The sequence below is a fragment of the Streptococcus australis genome (genome assembly GCF_003943615.1).
Lineage (GTDB): Bacteria > Bacillota > Bacilli > Lactobacillales > Streptococcaceae > Streptococcus > Streptococcus australis_C.
The window spans coordinates 59,317-81,064 of record NZ_RJPZ01000008.1 but is presented as its reverse complement, the minus strand read 5'-3'; the positions used below and the strand labels follow the sequence as shown (position 1 = coordinate 81,064).

Below are 21,748 nucleotides of genomic sequence, written 5' to 3'. Positions count from 1 at the left end.
TATAGCATGTTTTTGACTAAAAATCTTCCTGAGAGACCAAGTGATGTTGGAAGGCATAAACCACTGCTTGGGTACGATCGCTCACTTCTAATTTTGACAATATATTCGATACATGGGTCTTGACTGTTTTTAATGAAATGAATAATTCATCAGCTATCCGTTGATTTTCATATCCTTTGGTTAGCAAAGCCAAGATATCTCTTTCGCGTGCAGTCAAGTCATCATGGAGTTCCACGTGATTTTTCCGATATTCTACTTTTTGGCTGACTTCTGTCTCAATCGCCAACTCTCCCTGCTCCACCTTGTAGATTGCACGAAGAATTTCCTCTGCACTGGAAGTTTTGAGCATATAGCCTTTAGCTCCCGCATCCAAGACAGGGTAAATTTTTTCATTGTCCAGATAGGACGTTAGGATTAATATTTTTGCATCTGGCCATTTCTTTAAGATGGCGAGCGTCGCTTCAATCCCGCTCATATGGGGCATGACAATATCCATAATAATGACGTCTGGTCGTTCTTGTAAAGCTAACTCGACACCCTCTTGACCATCGCCGGCCTCTAGGACTTGGTCAATCCCCTCTTGCATACTTAAATAACTTTTTAATCCTAATCGGACCATCTCATGATCATCTACTAGTAATAATTTCATCATTTTCTCCTTCTACTAATGGCACTTTGATATCAATGGCCACTCCTTTTTTGGGACTGGCCAAAATTTTAATTCTTCCTGCCATGTCATCCACTCGATCTTGAATATTTTTCATACCGTAACTTAATTCACCCAGCGATTCTGGATCAAAGCCTACTCCGTCATCTGCTATCTTGAGATGGAGGGATTGTTCTGCTTGCAAAAGATAAACATCTAATCGCTTGGCATGAGCATGTTTCAATGTATTGCTAACCACTTCTTGCACAATCCGGAAAATATGCTCTTCAATGGCTTTAGGTAATTTTTGAACATCGTGTTCAAAATGAACTTCTAAATTGCTCTTTTCTTGCAGTTCTCTAAAAATCACCTGCAGACCTTCTACTAGGTTCCGACCTTCCAATTCTGTCGGCCGTAAATGCAGTAGCAAAATTCGCAAATCATTTTGAGCAGTATTTAGAATCTCTGTAACTCCCTTCAACTGTTGCCCTACTTTAGGAAGTTGAAGAACTTGATCCTGGCTGGCTACACCGGACAAGATCATGTTGGCTGCAAATAATTCTTGGCTCACCGTATCATGGAGATCTCGCGCAATTCGCCTGCGTTCTCTTTCCACAATCTCTTCTTCATTTTGCATGACTCGATTTTCTGTTCGTTGCAAATTTTCTGTCAGGCGTTTGAGCTTCCGATCCAAGCGCTGAAATTCTTCATTAATCTCTTTGTTTTCTCCAAGTTTTAGCTTCTTGCCTTCGAGCAAGCTTCTTAAGTTTTTTTGGACGGTGTTCATAATTGTAAATTGAATCAATTTAATCAATAAAATCATCAAGATAGTAAGAGCAACCGTCAATCCAAAGCCAATAAACAGAAATGCACGAAGCTTTGATAAATCTTCCAATAGATAAGTCCACTGAAAGTCGAAGAGACCAAAGATAGAATGGATAATAACAGCTAGAATCAAGACCGTATAAAGGAAGATTAAAAGATAGTCTGTTCGTTTCATCCTCTAACCACCTCCACATCTCCAACAATTCCTGCTACAACAAGCTTCACTGTCCGATGAGAACTTCGATAATTTGGCGTCTCCATGCTAACTGTCTCATTTCTCAATTTCCTAGGTTTTTGAGAGAAGAGGCGTAATTCTCCATATAAGGTATTCACTTGCAAGCTAAGCTCCACATCCACTGGCAAAATAATTTTAGTATTGCCAAACATCTTTCTCATGATTATGACATTGTCATGATTTACGACAATCACTTCGTCTAAGTGAATCGTATCCTTCCCGACTAAACGTATAATCGTTAAATCACGAAAATGGCAGTTTACCTTTGAAAAATGATGCAGATCTCCAATCCAAGGCGTTTTCTCTTGTCGGATTTCTACATCTTCCTCATAATCTATCTTCACTTCTTCGTTTTCACGGTAAAAATAAGGATAAGCCACTATCATGGCATAGACTACGGCAAACAAAAGCGCAGCGATGACATAGGGATTTAGCATGACAATAAAAAACAGCAGGATGCTGGATGCCACTAAAAGAAAATTACTCCGCTGTTTTCCGATGTAATAATACAATAGAAGTAAGCAAAGAACCACGATTAGGACAATACGAGATATATTTCCCGCTAAAATAGTGATTGCAGCCATGGTGAGTAACAAAGCTTCCACAAACACAAACAATTGAATCTTCCACATAATTGAACCTCTCCATTCTATTTTATCAAAATTCCAAGGGATTCGCTTCCGCCTCTAGAAGGATTCATCCCAACTCTCTCTGTACTAAAAAAACCAGACCAATTTGGTCTGGTTTTATATGATCATCACGTTAAGGTTCTGGTTCAGTGGTAGCTGAGGATTCTGTATTGGAATGTGATTCCACTGTTGTAGAGGTTGAACCTTCTGATGAACTGCTTGAAGCTTTCGTACTACTTGATGGTTCCGTCTTCGGTTCGTACACGGTCAAGACAATGCGAGTCTTCTTAATATCGATGCTTGATTGAGCTGCCGGAGTCTGACTCACAATTTGACCTGGTAAGACTTCTACTCCAGCTGGAAGATGCGATGTGGTCTTCCGTTCAATATTTGCTTCCTTCACACCGTAGATTTCAACGAGATTAGAGACAGCAAATTCATAATCAGAACCGACATAACTTGGTAAATCGATAGAATTACTTTCCTTAGATACTTTCAGAACAACCTTCGTATTAGAAGTCAAATCATATTTTTGACCAGCAGCAGGAGATTGCTCAATAACGATTCCTGGTTCTACTTCATTGGTCTCGACTTCTTCAATCGAAATGAGTTTGCTAGAAAGCTTGTAGTTGGTTTTCAGATCATTTTCTGCATTTTCTCTAGACATACCAGTATAGTCTGGCATATCAAAGGTGCTTGGTCCTTTCGAGACAACCAAATCAACCTTGCTGTTTTCTTTTTTCTGAGCTCCTGCATTTGGATTGGTACGAATCACATAGCCCTCAAGTACAGAATCACTGTATTCTTCTTTTTCGTCTCCAACTTGAAGATCCTGATCTTCAATGATAGCACGAGCTTCTGCAACAGTTTTTCCAGATACATCCGGAACTGTTTTGTTGGCTGGACTCATATAAAGAAGAAAGGCAAAGGCAGCTAGTACCAAAGCTAAAGCAACAAACAAGACTTTGTAGCGTGTCCTCAAACGACGACGTGGCTTATTTTTTGGAGAAACTGGAACCGTTCTATCCTCTGAAGCCCCTGGTAGGTCCTCATGAACAACTGGACGAACATCTGATGTTGGAAGTGGCGTTGGTTTTGGAACCACGTTTACCTTTGGTAGGGTTTTGGTATCTGCTTTTGAAGCATCATCAAAGACCAATTTTTTCTCGTTACGACGCTCATAAGATAAGCAACTAGAGAGGTCAACATACATTTCAGCTACCGACTTATAGCGATCGGATAGTTTCTTTGCTGTTGCTTTAATAACCACATTTTCCAAGGCCTGTGGAACATTTTTATTCTCTTCGATGATGGATGGAAGTGGTTTTTGGAAATGTTGCAACGCGATCGTCACTGCACTATCCCCATCATAAGGGATATGTCCCGTCAGCATTTCGTAGAATATAATCCCCATTGCATAAATGTCGCTTTGAACAGAAGCTTTCGATCCTCTGGCTTGTTCAGGAGACAAATAATGAACCGATCCCAACATAGAGTTTGTCTGAGTGAGACTCGTTTCTGCAAAGGCTACCGCAATCCCAAAGTCAGAGACCTTGGCATTTCCGTCCGGTGTTAAAAGTACGTTTTGAGGCTTTAAGTCACGGTGAATAATCCCTTGCGTGTGCGCCAAGCGCATAGCAAGAAGGATTTGCCCCATCAAGCGAACGGCTTCTTCATTTGAAAGAGGAGCATTTTCCTTGATATAACGTTTCAAGTCTAAGCCAGCGACATATTCCATCGCCAAGTATTGTTGGCCTTCCTCTTCACCTATATCCGTGATCCGAACGATATTTGGATGATCCAAATCTGCCATCGCTTTAGCCTCTCGTTGGAAGCGAGCAACTGCAATTGGATCTGTTTGGTAATTGGTCCTCAGTACTTTAACTGCAACTTCTTCACCATCTAAGATTAAATCCCGAGCGAGATAGACATCTGCCATCCCTCCACGCCCAATTTGGCGGATTATCTTATATCGTCCGGCAAAAATTTTGCCGATTTGAATCATGCCATATCCTCCTCAGCAAAGTGAATCAGTACAACTGTAATATTGTCCAAACCACCAGCATTATTCGCAAAGCGAACCAAGGTTTTTGCCTTTTCTTCAACCGATAAATCGCTGACAAGGATATCACGGATTTCATCTCCAGAGATCATATTGGTTAATCCATCACTATTGATAACAATGAAATCTCCCGCTTCAACCGTAAGCATACCAAAGTCCGGTTGTAATTCATCCTTTTGTCCAATAGATTGGGTGATGATATTGCGTTGTGGATGATGAGCTGCCTCTTCTTCCGTAATTTGTCCAGCTTTGAGCAAGGCATTTACTAAAGAATGGTCATTGGTCAATTGATGGTATTCCCCATTACGCACGAGTCCAATTCGGGAATCTCCTACATGCGCAAATAAGACTTGGTCATCGATAATGGCAAGAGCTTCCAGCGTTGTTCCCATTCCTTTATGTTCTTCATCTTGACCAATGCGATGGATCTGCTGGTTTTCTTTTTCCAAATTCTCTGCAAACCACTCTCTTACTTCGTTAATGGTGCTGATTTCAGTCGCTACCCAAGCAGCGCCAAGATCTGTAACAGCCATCTCGCTCGCAATATTGCCAGCACGATGCCCCCCCATCCCGTCAGCTAGAAAAATCATAGATTTTCCTGCTTTGTTTTTATATTGATTTGCATAGTCTTGGTTATTTGTCCGTCTTTGACCTACATCGGTTAAGATAGAAATTTCCATACTGTCCGTATCCTCCTGAGATTACGATATTCTTCGAAAACGACTAATGAAGAAACCATCGCTTCCATACAATTCTGGTGTAATTAACATACAACCCTCTTTCAGAATATCTTTTCGTTCATGATCTAATGGCACGAGTTCAAAATTTGGATGGGTTTCTAAAAACTGGTGAACCACATCAAAATTCTCTTCTCCTATAATTGTGCATGTACTGTAGACTATTATACCATCTTTCCGTACACTTTGACAAACTCCATCCAATATTTCCAATTGAATCGCCTGCAGAGACGCAAAGTCAGCATTATCTTTATTATACTTGATGTCTGGCTTTCGGCGGATCAAACCAATCCCAGAGCAAGGGGCATCTACCAAGATTTTATCGAAGGCATCCGCCCCAAAAGCTTCAAATACCTTGCTGGCATCCAGTTTTTTTGTCTGGATTTTATCTGCTACTCCAAGACGCTCCGCGTTTTCCTGAATTAATTGGAGCTTATGATCGTACAAGTCCAAAGCTGTAATCTTCCCATCGACTAGATAAGAAGCTAGATGAGTGGTCTTACCACCAGGAGCCGCACAGGCATCCAACACCTGATCCGTAGGTTGAATTTCCAAAGCTGGTGCCACCAATTGACTGGTCTCATCTTGGATGGTTATCTTTCCTTGTTTAAAGTAATCAGAGCCCGCAAAATAGCCGTTTTCCTTTACAAGAGCTGTTGAGGCCAATAAGGAATCCGCAGCCTGCAACTGTTCCTTGATATCTTCTTTTTGGTCAAGGTCAACAACTCGAACACTGGCCTTGTTGCGAACATAGAGACTTTCAAAAATAGCGATTGCCCGCTTTTCCCCATACTCATCAAGCAACTTTTTCACCAACCAAACCGGTAGTGAATAACGGATCGAAAGTCGTTTGTTGACTCGTTTAATCTGGTCAATCGACGGAAGCCCCTCTCGTAGCATTTTCCGTAAGAGAGCATTGACATATTTTTCGCTCCCCTTCTTCCGTTGCTTGGCAAGCTCTACTGCTTCATGGACAACAGCATGGGGAGGAATCTTCTCAAGATAGACGAACTGATAAAGGCTCATCAATAAAAGATGATAAATCCATGGGTCTACCTGGTCTCGATCAGCGACAAAGTGCGATAGATACCATTCCAAGGTTAGTTTACGCGAAACCGTCCCATAAACGATTTCGGTCACTAGACTTTTATCCACTTCTGACAAAGTTGCCTTTCTCAGAGCTTTTTTGAGGGCAATATTTGAAAAAGCACCGTCCTGGAAAATCTCTCCTAGGGTCGATAGGGCCAACCCTCGTGCAGTCTGCATCTTAGTTACCAAATTGATCACCTACTTGCAATTGTCGACCTAAGCCATTTAAGAAATCTCCAACAGCCATTTTAGGTTTACCAGCTGGCTGAACCAGGGTCAAGGCCAAGGCTCCCTCACCTGTCGCAACAAGGATTTCATTTTTATGGAGAGCCAAAATTTCCCCTGGTTGACCTTGTCCTTCACACGGTTTCGCTTGGTAAATCTTGAAGCGTTCTCCCTTCCATAAGGTATGGGCAACCGGCCAAGGATACATGCCTCGAACTTGGTTGAAGAGTTCACGGTTGGTCCGTGTCCAATCCAGACGTTCTTCTTCCGGTTTGATATTGGGAGAGTAGGTTACTTGTTTGGGGTCCTGGGCTTGTGGCTTAAGTTCTCCTGCAAGATAAGACGGCAAGGTCTCTAAGAGAAGATCCCGACCGATAAGAGCTAATTTCTCAAACATGGTTCCCACATTGTCCTCTTCTAAAATAGGGATGGCACGAGAGGAAATCATATCTCCGGCATCCATCTCTTTGACCATTTCCATGATGGTCACACCAGCTTCTTTATCCCCATTCATAATGGCATAATGAATAGGAGCCCCACCACGGTATTTTGGAAGAAGAGAAGCATGGACGTTTACAGCAAACTTCATCGCCTCTAACAAACGACTCGGCAAGAATTGTCCAAAGGCTGCTGTAACAATCCCGTCTGCTCCCAAAGCCAATAAATCTTCTAACTCCTGGCTTCCCGATAGTTTCTCCGGCTGGTAGACTGGCAAACCTGCTTCTAAAGCCACTTCTTTTACCGGCGTCATCCGAATTTCTTTTTTTCGCCCAACTGCCCGATCTGGTTGGGTCACAACGGCTAGAATCTCATAGCGTTCATCAGAAATCAAGCCTTTTAAAACTGTAGCCGAGAAATCAGGCGTTCCCATAAATAGTATTTTTGTCATTTTTTCTCCTTCTACATAAAACTTTGCGGTTCATTGTCAATGCTGACTCGAAGATCTTGATTTTCCCGCTCTTGAGTAAAGTCCAAAATCTGATTTAAGACTTGTGGTAACTGGTCTTCAAACCGGTACTTCAACAGGATCTGGTAATGGTATAAATTATGCGTACGAGCAATTGGTTTTGGCGTTGGTCCCAAAATTTGAACCTGTTCCGACAAACCTGCTTTCAACAGGTCCATCACCTGATAAGCTTTTTTAACGACAACCTCTTCTTGTTTGTGAGAGAGGGTCAAACCTACTGTGTAATAATAAGGCGGATAGCCTAACTGGCGACGAACCTTCATTTCATAGGCATAAAATCCTTCGTAATCTTGGCGTTTTGCATATTCAATAGCATAATGATGAGGATTATAGGTCTGGATCAGAACCTGTCCTTCTTTATCCGCACGACCAGCCCGTCCTGCCACCTGGGTTAATAGTTGGAAGGTCCGCTCTGACGAGCGAAAATCAGGTAAATTCAGCGCTGTATCCGCATTGAGGACACCAACAAGGGTAACATTGGGGAAATCCAAGCCCTTGGCAATCATCTGGGTCCCAAGCAAAATATCAGCTTGCCCTTGACCAAACTGGTCCAACAAGGCCTCGTGACTCCCTTTTTTCCGAGTGGTATCGACATCCATCCGCAGAATGCGGGCTTCAGGAAAAATTTCTTGTAGCTCATCGTAGGCCTTCTGGGTCCCCGTCCCGTAGTAACGAATCGATCGACTTTGGCAATTAGGACAGACTGTAGGAATAGCCTTATGGTAATTGCAATAATGGCAGTCCATCGTCTTAGTGTCCATATGGAGGGTCAAGGAAATATCGCAATTTGGACAGGTATCTACCTGACCGCACTCGCGACACATGACAAAGCTGGAATAACCCCGGCGATTGAGCATGAGGACGACTTGCTCTTTTCGTTGCAGACGTTCTGCTATCGCTTCAAGCAACTTGGGGGTATAGGTTCCAGATTCCTGCTGGCCAATATAGTCCCTGAAATCGATCACCTCTACCTCTGGAATGCGAGCAAGCGGATTGGCCCGTTGGGTCAGTTGAAGAAATTCATAAACCCCTTTTCCTGCACGGGCCCGCGTTTCCAAGCTAGGAGTCGCCGACCCCAAGACCAAAACAGCTTGGTGGTATTGAGCTCGTAACAAAGCCACTTCACGCGCATGATAACGAGGATTGCTATCTTGTTTGTAAGTAGCCTCATGTTCTTCGTCAATAATGATAGCTCCCAAATTCTTAAGAGGAGCAAAGATAGCAGACCGAGCTCCAACGACTACTTGGGCCTCCCCTCGCTCTACTCGTCTCCATTCATCATATTTTTCACCGTTGGATAGACCCGAATGAAGGATGGCTACCCGATCCCCAAAGCGAGAAATGAAGCGGTCCGTCACTTGAGGCGTCAAGGAAATCTCAGGAACCAACATAATCGCTGTTTTCCCTTTTTCTAGCACCTCTTGGATGATTTGGAGATAAACCTCTGTCTTCCCACTCCCCGTCACTCCTTCAAGTAAGAAGGGTTTGGAAGGTTGACCAATTTTGCTCGTTATTGCTTGCACTGCTCCTTCTTGTTCAGCATTCAAAACCAATGCCTCCGTCGACTCCTTGTCCTTAAAGTAGACTGCCGCACGATTGACTTCTTTCTCAAACACAAGCAAGGCACCTTGGTCGATGAAATAGTTCACCACTGGACGAGAGAAATCCGCCAACAAATCCCTCAAAGGTGCTTCCTCTTTTTGACCTTGAACAAAGTCTCGCAAGGCCAAGCGCTTTTTAGCATTCTTGGCGATGTCTAAGTTTTCAAGTAGGAGATGATTTACCCGATACCATTTTTCTGTCTTGATATGTTTACGATCTACCGCTTGGTACTCTACTTCCAGCTCTCCCTTACGAGTCAGTCGCATCATCCGTGCTTGGGCTTCAATATCTAAAGAAGAAAAAGCCAAGCTAGTCGCTGTTCCAAAAATATCCTCTCGATCTTCTGGCGATAATAGTTCTGTCGGATGGAGAATTTTATCATAGGAAGAATTTAAAACACTCGGGAGCATGGCTTTCAAGAGGGTAATTTTGTAGGCAAAAACTGTCTTTCGCAACTGATCTGCTAGCCAAAATTGCTCCTCTCCTAAAACCGGTTGGTAGTCTAAGACTTCCACAATACTTTTTAATTCTTGGTCTTGAGCTGCTAGAGTGGTTTCCTCTAAGCCAACTACAATTCCTTGAATGAGCCGATTGCCCTTTCCAAACGGAACATGCACCCGCATTCCTTTTTCCAAGAATGGAGAAAACTCTTCCGGTACTTGGTAACTATAGGGTTTATCCGTCTGCATCAAGGGAACATCAACAATGACTTGTGCAAGCATGTTTCCACCTCCTTCCTGCCCTAGTGCTAAATAGCAAAAAATAAGATTGAGCGAACCCAACCTTAAATTTTTTCCCCATCTTCTTTTTCTTTTGCGATTTGTTCTTTAATTTTACGCTCTTCTTCTTCTTTACGCAAGCGTTCTGCTTCGATTCGGCGACGAACCGCTTCGCGCTTGGCTTCTGGATCTGGGTGAATCACCACATTTCCTGATTCAATCTCTTCCAAGGCACGCAAGGTAGATTTTACGGATTGAAATTCTTGAGTGGGACTTGCACCACTCTCTAACTCATGAGCTCGTTTGGCTTCAAGAATAACCAAAGAATATTTTGACGGTACTTTATCCAACAATGTATCAATGGATGGTTTTAACATCATAATCTTTTTACCTAATTCCTATTCTAAATTATCGTACCACCTGAGTGGCTTTGGGAAGCATTTCTTGGTAGTGACCAATCACCCGATCAACACGGAAATGTTCCGCCTCAATCACACGTTTGACACGTTCCGCAGCCAGAGGCACTTGGTCATTGACAATGGCATAGTCATACTCACGCATCAAGGCAATCTCTTCTTTGGCCTTTTCGATCCGTTGGGCAATCACTTCCGCACTATCCGTGCCACGTCCAACCAATCGATCTTGCAACTCATCCAAATCTGGAGGAGTCAAGAAAATGAAGACGGCATCGGGTACCTTTTTCTTCACCTGCAAAGCCCCTTGCACTTCGATTTCAAGGAAGACATCGATCCCCTTATCAAGAGTCTCGTTCACATAGGTCAAGGGAGTCCCATAATAATTACCTACATATTCAGCATATTCGAGCATTTGACCTTGACGAATCAACTCCTCAAATTCTTCACGTGTACGGAAGAAATAGTCTACTCCGTCCACTTCACCAGGGCGTTGTGCACGTGTTGTCATCGATACTGAGTATTGAAATTGATTGTCTGAGCTTTCAAAAATCTCGCGTCTAACCGTCCCCTTCCCAACACCTGAGGGCCCTGAGAAAACGATTAATAATCCTCGATCCGCCATTTTATCTCCTTCGCTATCTTTCTATCTAGTGTAACAAAAATAGAAAGATTTTTCAACAGATTTTTCCTAGAGACAAGGCTCCTAACCCCTTCTAGACGAAATAATGGTTTTCTTTTTTTCATCATGGAAGAAAATGAAAAATAGTCAACCAAGACCTTGTCGTCTTTGCTGACTATCTTTTCATAATTTAGCAAGCTTTATTTTGCATAATCAACGGCACGCAATTCACGAATAACGTTCACCTTGATATTACCAGGATATTCCAAGTTAGACTCGATCTTCTCACGGATATCATGAGCTAAGATGGTCAACTTATCGTCCTTCACTTCTTCAGGGCTCACCATAATTCGAATTTCACGACCTGCTTGCAAGGCAAAACTAGTCTTAACTCCCTTGAAGCCATTTGCAATTTCTTCAAGATCTTGAAGACGTTTGATATAGCTTTCGAGAGACTCACTACGAGCACCTGGACGAGCCGCACTCAAAGCATCCGCTGCTGCTACAATAACAGCAATGACACTTTCTGGTTCAACGTCTCCATGGTGGCTAGCAATGGTATTAATAACAACAGGATGCTCTTTGTACTTGCGAGCCAACTCTGTTCCAATTTCTACGTGACTACCTTCTACCTCACGGTCGATGGCTTTTCCAATATCATGGAGGAAACCAGCTCGACGAGCCAAGGTAGCATTTTCACCAAGTTCACTAGCAATAATACCAGATAACTTAGCAACCTCAATCGAGTGACGCAAAACATTTTGACCATAAGAGGTTCTAAATTGCAAGCGTCCCATAATCTTCATCAAGTCTGGATGTAGATTTGGTGCGCCAATTTCATAGGCTGCTGCTTCCCCATATTCACGAATCCGTTGGTCAATTTCCAGACGGTTTTTCTCTACCAACTCTTCAATACGAGCTGGATGGATACGCCCATCTTTCAAAAGACTTTCCATAGTCATCCGTGCAATTTCCCGACGAATTGGGTCAAATCCAGACAAGGTGACCACTTCTGGTGTATCGTCAATAATGACATCCACACCTGTTAAACTTTCAAAGGTACGAATATTTCGACCTTCGCGACCAATAATCCGGCCCTTCATCGCATCATCTGGCAAATGAACCGTTGAGTTGGTCTGTTCTGCCACAAAATCCCCGGCCATCCGTTGCATGGCTTGAACCAGGATTTCTTTTGCAACTTTATCTGAACGTTCTTTCACTTCCACTTCTGCTTCTCGAATTCGAGTCGCAATTTCTTTGGAGAGTCGTTCTTCTGTTTGCGTTAAGATAATATCACGTGCTTCCGATTGAGTCAGAGAAGCAATTTTTTCTAATTCTTCTTCTTTTTTCTTTTCTAGCTCATGTAATTGTTCTTCACGCGCATCAATGTGTTTAGTTCTATCTGAAAGACTTTGCTCTTTTTGTTCAAGAGTTTGTTCTTTGCTCGTAAGAATATCATCTTTGCGATCAAGATTATTTGAACGTTCCGCTAAGCGGGTCTCTAATTGTTTTAATTCTTGACGCTCTGATTTAAACTCAGCATCGACCTCTTCTCGATATTTTCTGGCTTCTTCCTTTGCCTCCAAAAGTGCTTCTTTTTTAAGTGAACTAGACTCATGCTTAGCTTCTTTCAAAATCAAATCAGCTTCACGCTCTGCCTGTCCACGTAAATTCGTTGCTTCTTGTTCAGCATTTAAAAGAGTAAGTTCTGCAGCTTCTTTAGATGCTTTCATCTTGACTGAGATCCCTACATATCCAATGACTAAACCAATGATTGCGGCAAAAACAATTGCAATTCCAAATTCCATGTTTTTACCCCTAATCTAATGAATAGTTGAATTAAAAAATTCTTTATTATTTTATCATATTTTTACAAAATTAACAAACAAATTTTCTAGCGAAAACCAATCTATTTCTGCTATTATTCAAATGCCTCCTTCCTTTGATTTTAATGAGAAACTCCCTAAAAAACAAGTTTCTAGCCCCTACTTTAACGGCCACTTTCCTCCCTCCTCTCTTGTATTTTATTCCACCGCCAATTGTGCTATAATCAAGAAAAAAGAAATTGAGGAAGATACATGACTAAAGAAGTTATTGTGGAAAGTTTCGAACTAGACCACACTGCTGTAAAAGCCCCTTACGTCCGCCTAATCGGAGAGGAAACAGGGCCAAAAGGAGATGTCATCTCAAACTATGATATCCGCTTAGTTCAACCAAATGAAGACTCTATCCCGACTGCTGGTTTACATACGATTGAGCACCTCTTGGCTATGTTGATCCGCAAACGCATTGATGGGATGATTGATTGTTCACCTTTTGGGTGTCGTACAGGATTCCATATGATTATGTGGGGACAGCACGATCCAAAAACCATTGCACAAGTGATTAAATCTTCCTTAGAGGAAATTGCTGAAGCAACTAGCTGGGAAGACGTTCCAGGAACGACGATTGAGTCTTGTGGAAACTACAAAGACCACAGCCTCTTCTCTGCTAAAGAGTGGTGCAAACTGATTCTTGAACAAGGCATTTCTGACGATCCATTCACACGCCATATCGTATAAAAAAGTAAAGAGGCTAGGACAAAAGTCCTAGCCTCTCAATTGTCTTTGGATTGTCGAATAAGACGCAGTGGTTGAGTGGGCTCTACTACGCTGATTTCATCAGCTTTTACAGCCCTACTCAACTGTGCGGAGGTGGCGACGACGAAATCAAATTCTAACGAATGACCGATTTCTGTCCCACCCTCCTTTTTTAGCTCTTAATAATCCAATGCATCGGAATGGCCTTTTCCGTTTCCGACAAAGTAGCCAGTTTTAGCATTGATACTAAATAAATACGTTCCATCTGGCTTAAAGAGGTTGTAATAACCATTACCGTTGATAATATTCACGCGTTCCAAAATGTATTGATCCCCAACGATATGGCCACGTTCCCGAGCAATTTTCAGAACCTTCTCCAAGATACCAGGGTTAAAGGTCCATGCAGGATTGTTTACATCGTCAAGTGCTGCCTGATTGTATGGCACCCGGCTCAAGTTTCGTTGGAGGGGCACACCAGTGCTTTGAAGACCGAAGCCAGAATAACCTGGATTCACTCCACCTGTCGTATTCCCTTCAGTAGCTGGAGTAGGAGTAGGAGCAGGACTTGTGACCGTTCCAGAAGAAGCTCCGCTTCCGCCCGTAGCAATGCCACCACCATCTGTCACAGGAGCTGGAGTGGCAACTTGTTGTGAGCGCCCTTGAGAAGCAGCATCCTTCAACAATTGATTCAATTGTGTATTAGATGTCGACACATCTGAAAAAACTGCATTACTCTTTACCTGTGCATTGGCATCGATGACCCCATCCTTAATCACTGGGCTGGTAAATTGAGAGTTCACTGTTTGAATAGCAGAAACTTGCTTCACCAATTCATCGTATTTACTCTTTGCTGCGTCGTATTCCTTGGTATCTTTCAATTTTTCTAAACTTGCTTTCAGTTTTTCCAAATTACCAAAAGAATCATTTTTCAACTTCGTCTGTGTGTCGTCTGTAAAGAAGGCTGCATACTGATCATTAAAGTCCTTCAATAAGGTCTCCGTATTGGCACTGGTTGACGAAGAAGAGCTGGATGACTTTTTCTTTGACGAGCTAGAAGAAGAGACGACGGTGGTTTCCCCTTTAGACTGGTTATGGATCCATTGATAAGACAACCAACTAGCTGTAGCAACTGCTGTCAGAGCTAAAACTGAAAATAAAATTGGTTTTACCCGGCTTTTTTTCGGTTCTTCAGGAATCTCAATGTCATCATCCACATATGGCTCTGTTGGCTCTGGACCAAACTTAATTTTTGCAGGGAGTTCCCCAGGAATTGGATCTGGAATGCGACTAGACGCAACTTCTTTTTGAGTTGCTTCAAAAGGTGCTACTTCTTTGGCAGGCTCTTCGTTTGGAATGGACTCCGTTGCTTCTTCAGTGACTGCTGCCTCTGCATCTGCCAGCATTTCCTTCTTCATGACGATCGTATCAAACTTATGAGCTTCGATTTCGTCACGGTGTTGTTTGATGTATTTATCGAGGACGTTGTCTGTATCCTTGACTCCTGCTTCGATTTCTTCAGCTTTGCGGTTCGCTTGGCCAATCGTCATCTCTTTTGCGTCCTTAAAATCAAGAACTGACTCTGCCTCTTGGCCCAACTGTTGTTTATCTTCTTTTGTCATATGTTTCCTTTCTCACTAGTCGCTTGTCGGCGTACCCGCTCCCCAAAGAACTGATACAAGTCAACCTTTAAGGTTCCGTTATATAATTTTCGTTTTTTATCCGCTTGTCGCCCAAATTTCTTTTCAAAATTTTCATCGCTGGTCAGGATAAATTTGCTCCAAGTATTCAATGGTGCAAAGACCTCTCCCATTTCAGCATACAATTTTGTCACCCCTGCATCATCGGATAAGCGTTCACCATACGGTGGATTGGAGATGATGACCCCATTGATCTTATCTGAACGCAAATCTTGCACCCGCATCTGCTTGAAGGTGATATCGCTCGCAACTCCTGCTTTTTGAGCATTTTCTTTAGCTATCTCAACCATCCGCGCATCGATATCCGTCCCCATGATGTCTAGAACAAGATCACGATTTATCTTTTTAGTAGCCTCTGTACGCACTTCTTGAATCAGGCGATCATCTACCCAGTTCCAGCCTTCAAAAGAGAAGGTCCGTCTCAAGCCTGGCGCTATCTGGCGAGCCATCATCGCCGCCTCGATACAGAAGGTCCCTGACCCACAAGTCGGATCAACCAAGGGCTTATCAGGATACCAATTGGATAGCTGAAGAATGGCTGCCGCCATATTTTCCTTAATGGGTGCCCCACCCTTTTCAGTCCGATAACCGCGCTTGAACAGGCTACTACCAGTGGTATCAATTAAAATGGTTGCTTGGTCCTTCAAGATAGAAACTTCAATTTTAAATTCTGCTCCATTTTCAATCAATGGAACGCCTTCCGGACGAGCATAGTGTTTTTGCAACTTTTTAACAACTGCCTTTTTCGAAATAGCTTGTACACTCGGTTCGTTATGCAGTTTGGATTTGACGCATTTTGCTTTGGAGATTGGGAAACGTGCTCCCAAAGGGAGATATTGGTCCCAATCCAAGGCAAAAACTCCTTGAAAGAGTTCTTCAAAGGTGCGGGCAGGAAAAGATCCTACAACGATCTTGATTCGATCCGCAGCCCGCAACCAAAGATTGGTTTCGATAATCGCACGAATATCACCCTTGAAACGAACCCGTCCATTTTCCACTTGGCAACCGTAGCCTAGCTCACGCAATTCTTTCCCAACGACTGCTTCTAATCCAGCAGCAACTGTCGCAATTAATTCAAATTGTTTTTTCATTTATTCCCCATTGTTTAAAAAAGGAGGTTGAGATTTCTCTCCCCCTCACCACCTATATGCAATTTTCTATAAGCCATGTTTTGTTCCAGAAATGACTAGGTACCATTTCCTTCGATAATCATCTGTCTACTGTTTCCAGTCAGAATGCTATGTTCGTTTCCATGCATCCTATGCCCCGACCAAAGTTTGGGTTGCTAGCTTGAGGGGTTTACCGCGTTCCACTTTTTAGGTTTCCCTAAAAACTACGTCACTGTGGCACTTTCAGAGCTAGTAGAACTTATCCGAAGACTTAGCCCGTTCGCTCGCCGTAACTTGAACATCAAGTCCCTAGGCTTATGGATTCACCTAGCACAAACACTACAGGCATCACAGCCTGTGCTAGCATGGACTTTCCTCATGAGAGAAAGCTCTCACGCGATTATCCAAAAATTGCACGATTTATATTTTATGTCTTAAAAATCACGATCAACGACTTGTTTTCCGAAGACTTCTTTTTCTAGACGGTTTAAGCGTTTCAAAATATCGAAGTTTGTCGTAGTAGTGACCTGAGGAAACTCATGCTTTGGAGTAGACTCAGGAACTGATGGATTCGGAGTTACTTGGCTCGTTTTCTTAGCTAATTCTTCACGGAGCCGAGCGTTTTCTTCTTTCAATTCCTTAACTAAGGCAGCATAGGTTTCATAGTCTTTGATGACATCATCCAAAAACTCATTTACCTCAACTTTACTAAATCCACGAACTTCTTTTTTGAAATCTTGATCAAAAATATCTTTCGCAGTAAATATAATACTTGCCATCATTCTCTCCGTTCTAGTTAATCATAATCATTATATAAAAAATGAGGGGCAAAAATCAAGGTAAACCACTTATTTTTCGTAAATTTTTTCTGCTACTTCATTTAAGTCATCAAAGTTTAATCTTTTGACATGATACTGATCCATTTCTAGCATCATTTTGTAAAGATATTTGAGATTTGTTTCATGATCTGGATCGTAAAATAAATAAGCAGCATCTGTATTTTCTAACAAAAATGTATTGTATTCTTTGAACTGACCTGGCTGGCTATAAGAGGGATAGGCATACTTGACAAAATCAACTTGTTTAAAGCGACTAAGGACTTCTTGATTGGCCTCATTCCAGTTCTCTCCTTGGTTTTCAAACATAAAAATCGTGGCCAACTGTATCTCGTAATCTTTTCTTAATTCCTGAGCAACCTCTAAGGCCCAAGCTTCAAAACCTAGATTCCCCGTGAAAATTAACCACTTGACTCCCTCTTCCAAAAAACGGACTAAATCCCTGCGAATCGCCTCTTTAATAATTGGCAATCTAGGATCCTTAGCTGTCAGAATTCCCAACTCAAATGCCTTATAACCTGTAATCAGTAAACTATTCATTATTTCCCCTCCCTTCTTCATTTTGTGATATAATAGAGTGATGTAATTGTACCAATAAGGAGAATTATGGTCAACTATCCTCACAAACTTAGCAAGAAATCTTCTTCGCCCATCCAGAGGAAGCAAAGTGTGAACTTTGCCAATCGGGGGATGACATTTGAAAAAATGATTAATGAGAGCAATCACTACTACCTTTCCAGAGGACTAGCGGTTATTCATAAAAAGCCAACCCCCATCCAGATTGTAAAGGTAGACTATCCTCATCGCAGTCGGGCAAAGATTGTGGAAGCTTATTTTCGCCAGGCGTCTACTACAGACTATTCTGGTGTTTACAAGGGACACTACATTGATTTTGAAGCAAAAGAGACTCAGCAGAAACAATCCATGCCGATGAAAAACTTTCACCAGCATCAGATTGATCACATGGCTGCAGTCCTTCAACAGGGAGGAATTTGTTTTGTGCTCTTGCATTTTGCAAAGCTCAATGAGACCTATCTACTGCCCGCTCCTTCCTTAATCGACTTTTACAACATTGATCACGGCAGTAAATCTATGCCCTTGACCTTTATACAGAAAAATGGTTATCGTATCGAGACAGATCGCCTTCCAAGCGTCCCTTATCTCGATATTATCGAACAGAATCTACTAGGCGGTAATTAAATGAACAAACAAACAGTTATCCAGTGGTTAAAATATGCGGCGATTGTGGCTATTTCCTTATTTTTCCTTTTACTTATCCTGGGTGGATTGGTATTTGGATATTATGCTGCAAAAGCACCGACTCTTTCTGAGAAAGACCTGGTCGCAACGACATCCAGTAAAATCTATGACAACCAAAACAATCTGATTGCAGACTTGGGTGCTGAAAAACGAATTAACGTAAAAACAAATGAAATCCCAACCGACTTGGTCAACGCAATTGTGGCGATTGAAGACCATCGCTTTTTCAACCACCGTGGAGTCGATATTATTCGAATTGGTGGCTCCTTCCTTTACAACTTGCGAGGAGGAAGCCAAGGGGGATCAACCTTGACGCAGCAATTGATCAAATTAACCTATTTCTCAACTTCTGCTTCCGATCGTACACTATCACGTAAGGTTCAAGAAGCTTGGTTAGCAACCCAATTGGAAAAGAAAGCAACCAAACAAGAAATCTTAACCTATTACGTCAATAAAGTATTTATGGCGAATGGGAACTACGGTATGCAGACAGCTGCTCGTAGCTATTATGCAAAAGACTTAAAGGATCTTTCTCTCCCACAACTAGCCCTATTGGCTGGAATGCCTCAGGCACCGAACCAATATGACCCCTACACTCATCCGGAAGCTGCTCTCCAACGCCGTAATCTGGTTCTCAAAGAAATGTTAGATATGAAGTCCATCTCTAACGAGCAGTACGAAAGTGCCGTCAATACACCTGTTACAGATGGTTTACAAAGTCTAACCAGCTCAAGCAACTACCCTGCTTATATGGATAACTACCTCAAAGAAGTCATCCAACAAGTCGAAGAAGAGACAGGCTACAATGTCTTGACAACTGGTATGGACGTTTACACCAACGTAGATGCCGAAGCTCAAAAACGTCTTTGGGATATTTACAACTCTGATGAATATGTTAATTATCCAGATAATGAGTTGCAAGTTGCTTCTACTATCATCGACGTTACCAACGGAAAAGTCATTGCCCAGTTAGGATCTCGTCATCAATCATCTAATGTATCCTTCGGTACCAACCAAGCTGTAGAAACGAACCGAGATTGGGGTTCTACAATGAAGCCTATCTCCGATTACGCTCCTGCAATTGATAATGAAGAATACAGTTCAACTGCAGTAACTATTCCTGATACACCGTACAACTTCCCTGGTACAAACACGCAAATTTATAACTGGGATAAGCAGTACTATGGTAATATCAGTATGGTCTATGCTCTTCAGCAGTCCCGTAACGTACCTGCCGTCCGAGCTCTTGAAAAAGTTGGTTTAAAGAAGGCTCAAAAATTCTTAAGCAACATGGGAATCGATTATCCAAAAATGGTGTATGCTAATGCCATCTCAAGTAACACCAGCGACTCTAGTAGCAAATACGGTGCTAGTAGTGAGAAAATGGCCGCTGCTTATGCAACCTTCGCCAATGGAGGCACCTATTACAAACCTCAGTATGTTAATCGGGTTGTCTTTAGCGATGGTACAACGAAGAACTTTGACACTTCTGGAACAAGAGTGATGAAAGAGACCACTGCTTACATGATGACTGATATGTTGAAATCTGTAATCACTGCTGGTACAGGATACAATGCTTATATCTCCGGTATTTATCATGCCGGTAAAACAGGTACTTCTAACTATGCTGATAATGAATTGAAGAAACTAACTAAAGACTACAGTTACTCAAGCATTGTGACACCAGACGAATTGTTTGTTGGCTATACCACTCAATATTCTATGGCTGTTTGGACAGGATATACCAATCGCTTGACTCCCGTACTGGATGATGGAATCAAAGTCGCAACAGATGTCTACAAACAAATGATGTTGTATTTGTATGAGCAAAATGGATCAGGTGGCACGGATTGGACCCAACCAAGTGGTATATACCGTAGCGGTTCTTACCTATATCTCAATAACGGTAAGAGTAACTACAATTACTACAATTACTATTATGAGCCGAGTACCGTCAGTCAGGACATCGAAGCTACAGAAGATAGTTCTAGTTCATCTAGCTCAGAAGAGAATTCTGAACACACTTCACCTTCTACCAAAGAAAATGAACAAAATCGCTAGTCAGATAATTTAATTCCAAACAAAAGCACGATTGTTGATCAACAATCGTGCTTTTCAATTCAACTTACTTAGAAGCCAAGGCCCCCATCGGATCCCATGGAGCTAAGACAATTGGTTCTGCCTCATAAGCAGTCAATTCTTCGGCTGTCAACAATTCCTTGCGGACAACGATCTGGTAGGTGTATTCATCCATCCAAGCATCGGAAGCTACAAAGTAACCATCTGTTCCGACTTTTTCTCCCCAAGAATTCTCAACCTTCCATTTGAGAGGGCGTCCAGCTTCGTCCAGATCCACACCAGTCAAGACCATGGCATGGGTCATGAGACTTTCTGCATAATCCAAACGTCCTGCCTTATCTTGAGTCAGCTGGATATCCATTCCCGCTTCAAAGTCGTAGACATCTGTTGCAAGGATTCCAGCTTTGCGGTTGCTGACTTGGCCAACATCCGATCCAAACCAAACAGTTTCCCCAGCTTTCATTTGAGCAATGGCTAATTCCTTCAAGCGCTCCATCGGAACGTTGAGGTAGCGGACTTCACGGCTACCGACCACATTTCCAAGCATCTCAACAGTGTAGGAATGACTATAAGGCTTGTCTGCCGTAGGCGCATTGATAACAGAAACGTAGTCCTCCAACTGAAGATCCACATATTTTTTGTAAAAGCTTTGAGGCGTCAAGCCAGCTTCTTTGTGGAAGTTATTGTCCTTATCGCGGTAAGAGAAACTAAATGTACGAGGGGGCAAGCCCAGTGACATAGCCAAGAAATTAAAGATTTCTTGTAGAAGCTCTTCTTTCTTGCTCTGAACCGTCGCTTGATCTGCTCCACTTGCAAGCAATTCACGAAGGATTTGAGCATCTTGGCGCAACAATTTGTTTAAGTAGCTATTGAGCTCTCGGCTATTGCTAGAAGAGATGGATTCTGGATAAACAGACTTAGGTACGACCCCATACTTTTCAAAGAGGGAAACGACCATATCCCATTGGCCACCATCTTGTTGAGGGGTTTGAAGGAGGAAAGCCACCTTGCGGCTAGTCAAGTCCTGATCCGCTGTCGCAATGATTTGCTCCAAGAACCAGTTGGATTTTTCGTATTTATCCCAGAAGAAGGTATGAGCTTGAGACAACTCAAAATCCTCTAATCGGAAGCTCGAAATCATTTTATGACGGAAGGTATTCAGCGCCGCAAACATCCAGCAACGACCAGAAGCTTTCTGATCCGTCACCTTGTCCTTGGTTAAATCAAGAGAAAAGACGGGTGTGTTTTCTACTGCACTTTTGCTTGTCTCTAAAGCTGCATGAATCCCATTGTGGGTGATGGCATTTTCGAGAGCCGCAAATTTCACATTTGCTTGGTAATTTGCATAAAGTTGATCTGTAAATTCTTGTGTTAATTCTGACATAAGATTCTCCTTTGTAAAGCTACTTACCATTAT

18 protein-coding genes, 1 other RNA gene and 2 pseudogenes are annotated in these 21,748 nt (G+C 42.4%); 3 read left to right on the top strand and 18 right to left on the bottom strand.

Going from position 1 to position 21,748, the window contains the following annotated elements; translation table 11 throughout:
• Window positions 1–16: 16 nt before the first annotated feature.
• The 11 genes from D8785_RS09290 to D8785_RS09240 all read right to left on the bottom strand — a co-directional run bounded on the left by D8785_RS09290 (window position 17) and on the right by D8785_RS09240 (window position 12,579).
• A complete protein-coding gene (locus D8785_RS09290) occupies window positions 17–649 on the bottom strand; it encodes a response regulator transcription factor (RefSeq protein ID WP_125375208.1) in 633 nt (210 codons plus the stop codon).
• Window positions 627–1,646, bottom strand: coding sequence for an envelope stress sensor histidine kinase LiaS (locus D8785_RS09285; protein WP_023022359.1), 1,020 nt, complete (start codon window positions 1,644–1,646; stop codon window positions 627–629). Before D8785_RS09285 ends, D8785_RS09290 begins: the two co-directional genes overlap by 23 nt.
• On the bottom strand, window positions 1,643–2,338 hold the full coding sequence (gene liaF / locus D8785_RS09280; protein WP_117745175.1) for a cell wall-active antibiotics response protein LiaF: 696 nt from the start codon (window positions 2,336–2,338) through the stop codon (window positions 1,643–1,645). The genes D8785_RS09285 and liaF overlap by 4 nt, the downstream gene beginning before the upstream one ends.
• Before the next feature lie 130 nt (window positions 2,339–2,468).
• The gene (gene pknB / locus D8785_RS09275) at window positions 2,469–4,340 is read right to left on the bottom strand and encodes a Stk1 family PASTA domain-containing Ser/Thr kinase (RefSeq protein WP_125375207.1); all 1,872 of its coding nucleotides are present in this window, start codon (window positions 4,338–4,340) and stop codon (window positions 2,469–2,471) included.
• Window positions 4,337–5,077 (bottom strand): Stp1/IreP family PP2C-type Ser/Thr phosphatase, encoded by a 741-nt coding sequence (locus tag D8785_RS09270; protein WP_023022352.1) that lies wholly within the window; start codon window positions 5,075–5,077, stop codon window positions 4,337–4,339. Before D8785_RS09270 ends, pknB begins: the two co-directional genes overlap by 4 nt.
• A gap of 21 nt (window positions 5,078–5,098) precedes the next feature.
• On the bottom strand, window positions 5,099–6,412 hold the full coding sequence (gene rsmB / locus D8785_RS09265) for a 16S rRNA (cytosine(967)-C(5))-methyltransferase RsmB (RefSeq protein ID WP_125375206.1): 1,314 nt from the start codon (window positions 6,410–6,412) through the stop codon (window positions 5,099–5,101).
• Window positions 6,402–7,337 carry a methionyl-tRNA formyltransferase gene (gene fmt / locus D8785_RS09260; protein ID WP_125375205.1) on the bottom strand — a complete coding sequence of 312 codons (936 nt, stop codon included), beginning with the start codon at window positions 7,335–7,337 and terminating at the stop codon, window positions 6,402–6,404. Before fmt ends, rsmB begins: the two co-directional genes overlap by 11 nt.
• 11 nt (window positions 7,338–7,348) lie before the next feature.
• Complete coding sequence (locus tag D8785_RS09255; RefSeq protein WP_125375204.1) at window positions 7,349–9,739, bottom strand: primosomal protein N'; 2,391 nt, start codon at window positions 9,737–9,739, stop codon at window positions 7,349–7,351.
• Window positions 9,740–9,801: 62 nt separating this feature from the next.
• Window positions 9,802–10,116 carry a DNA-directed RNA polymerase subunit omega gene (gene rpoZ / locus D8785_RS09250; protein WP_042361373.1) on the bottom strand — a complete coding sequence of 105 codons (315 nt, stop codon included), beginning with the start codon at window positions 10,114–10,116 and terminating at the stop codon, window positions 9,802–9,804.
• A 28-nt stretch (window positions 10,117–10,144) separates the two neighbouring features.
• The gene (gmk, locus tag D8785_RS09245) at window positions 10,145–10,774 is read right to left on the bottom strand and encodes a guanylate kinase (RefSeq protein ID WP_006596846.1); all 630 of its coding nucleotides are present in this window, start codon (window positions 10,772–10,774) and stop codon (window positions 10,145–10,147) included.
• Window positions 10,775–10,971: 197 nt separating this feature from the next.
• Entirely contained in the window at window positions 10,972–12,579 is a 1,608-nt protein-coding gene (locus D8785_RS09240; protein ID WP_125375203.1) for a ribonuclease Y, read from the bottom strand.
• Between the two features lie 270 nt (window positions 12,580–12,849).
• Between D8785_RS09240 and D8785_RS09235 the strand changes: the two genes are divergently transcribed.
• On the top strand, window positions 12,850–13,332 hold the full coding sequence (locus D8785_RS09235) for an S-ribosylhomocysteine lyase (protein ID WP_006596848.1): 483 nt from the start codon (window positions 12,850–12,852) through the stop codon (window positions 13,330–13,332).
• Window positions 13,333–13,529: 197 nt separating this feature from the next.
• Here the strand turns inward: D8785_RS09235 and D8785_RS09230 are convergent, their stop codons facing one another.
• The 6 genes and pseudogenes from D8785_RS09230 to D8785_RS09210 all read right to left on the bottom strand — a co-directional run bounded on the left by D8785_RS09230 (window position 13,530) and on the right by D8785_RS09210 (window position 17,532).
• Window positions 13,530–14,969 carry a cell division site-positioning protein MapZ family protein gene (locus D8785_RS09230; protein ID WP_125375202.1) on the bottom strand — a complete coding sequence of 480 codons (1,440 nt, stop codon included), beginning with the start codon at window positions 14,967–14,969 and terminating at the stop codon, window positions 13,530–13,532.
• Window positions 14,966–16,138 (bottom strand): THUMP domain-containing class I SAM-dependent RNA methyltransferase, encoded by a 1,173-nt coding sequence (locus D8785_RS09225; RefSeq protein WP_125375201.1) that lies wholly within the window; start codon window positions 16,136–16,138, stop codon window positions 14,966–14,968. Before D8785_RS09225 ends, D8785_RS09230 begins: the two co-directional genes overlap by 4 nt.
• A gap of 64 nt (window positions 16,139–16,202) precedes the next feature.
• Window positions 16,203–16,568: RNase P RNA component class B (gene rnpB, locus D8785_RS09220), an RNA gene on the bottom strand.
• A gap of 22 nt (window positions 16,569–16,590) precedes the next feature.
• Window positions 16,591–16,680: pseudogene (locus tag D8785_RS09955) on the bottom strand (cell division regulator GpsB); the annotation flags it as partial.
• A pseudogene (locus D8785_RS09215) lies at window positions 16,663–16,935 on the bottom strand (DivIVA domain-containing protein); the annotation flags it as partial. The pseudogenes D8785_RS09955 and D8785_RS09215, both read right to left, overlap by 18 nt.
• Before the next feature lie 69 nt (window positions 16,936–17,004).
• Window positions 17,005–17,532 (bottom strand): SLOG family protein, encoded by a 528-nt coding sequence (locus D8785_RS09210; RefSeq protein WP_023022337.1) that lies wholly within the window; start codon window positions 17,530–17,532, stop codon window positions 17,005–17,007.
• Between the two features lie 66 nt (window positions 17,533–17,598).
• Here D8785_RS09210 and recU point away from each other — a divergent pair, with 66 nt between their 5' ends.
• Window positions 17,599–18,192: a Holliday junction resolvase RecU gene (recU, locus tag D8785_RS09205; protein WP_125375199.1), complete on the top strand. Its 594-nt coding sequence runs from the start codon at window positions 17,599–17,601 to the stop codon at window positions 18,190–18,192.
• Window positions 18,193–20,313 carry a penicillin-binding protein PBP1A gene (gene pbp1a / locus D8785_RS09200; RefSeq protein ID WP_125375198.1) on the top strand — a complete coding sequence of 707 codons (2,121 nt, stop codon included), beginning with the start codon at window positions 18,193–18,195 and terminating at the stop codon, window positions 20,311–20,313.
• 64 nt (window positions 20,314–20,377) lie between these two features.
• Here pbp1a and pepC read toward each other — a convergent pair whose 3' ends face one another.
• Window positions 20,378–21,715: an aminopeptidase C gene (gene pepC, locus D8785_RS09195; protein WP_125375197.1), complete on the bottom strand. Its 1,338-nt coding sequence runs from the start codon at window positions 21,713–21,715 to the stop codon at window positions 20,378–20,380.
• Between the last annotated feature and the right edge of the window lie 33 nt (window positions 21,716–21,748).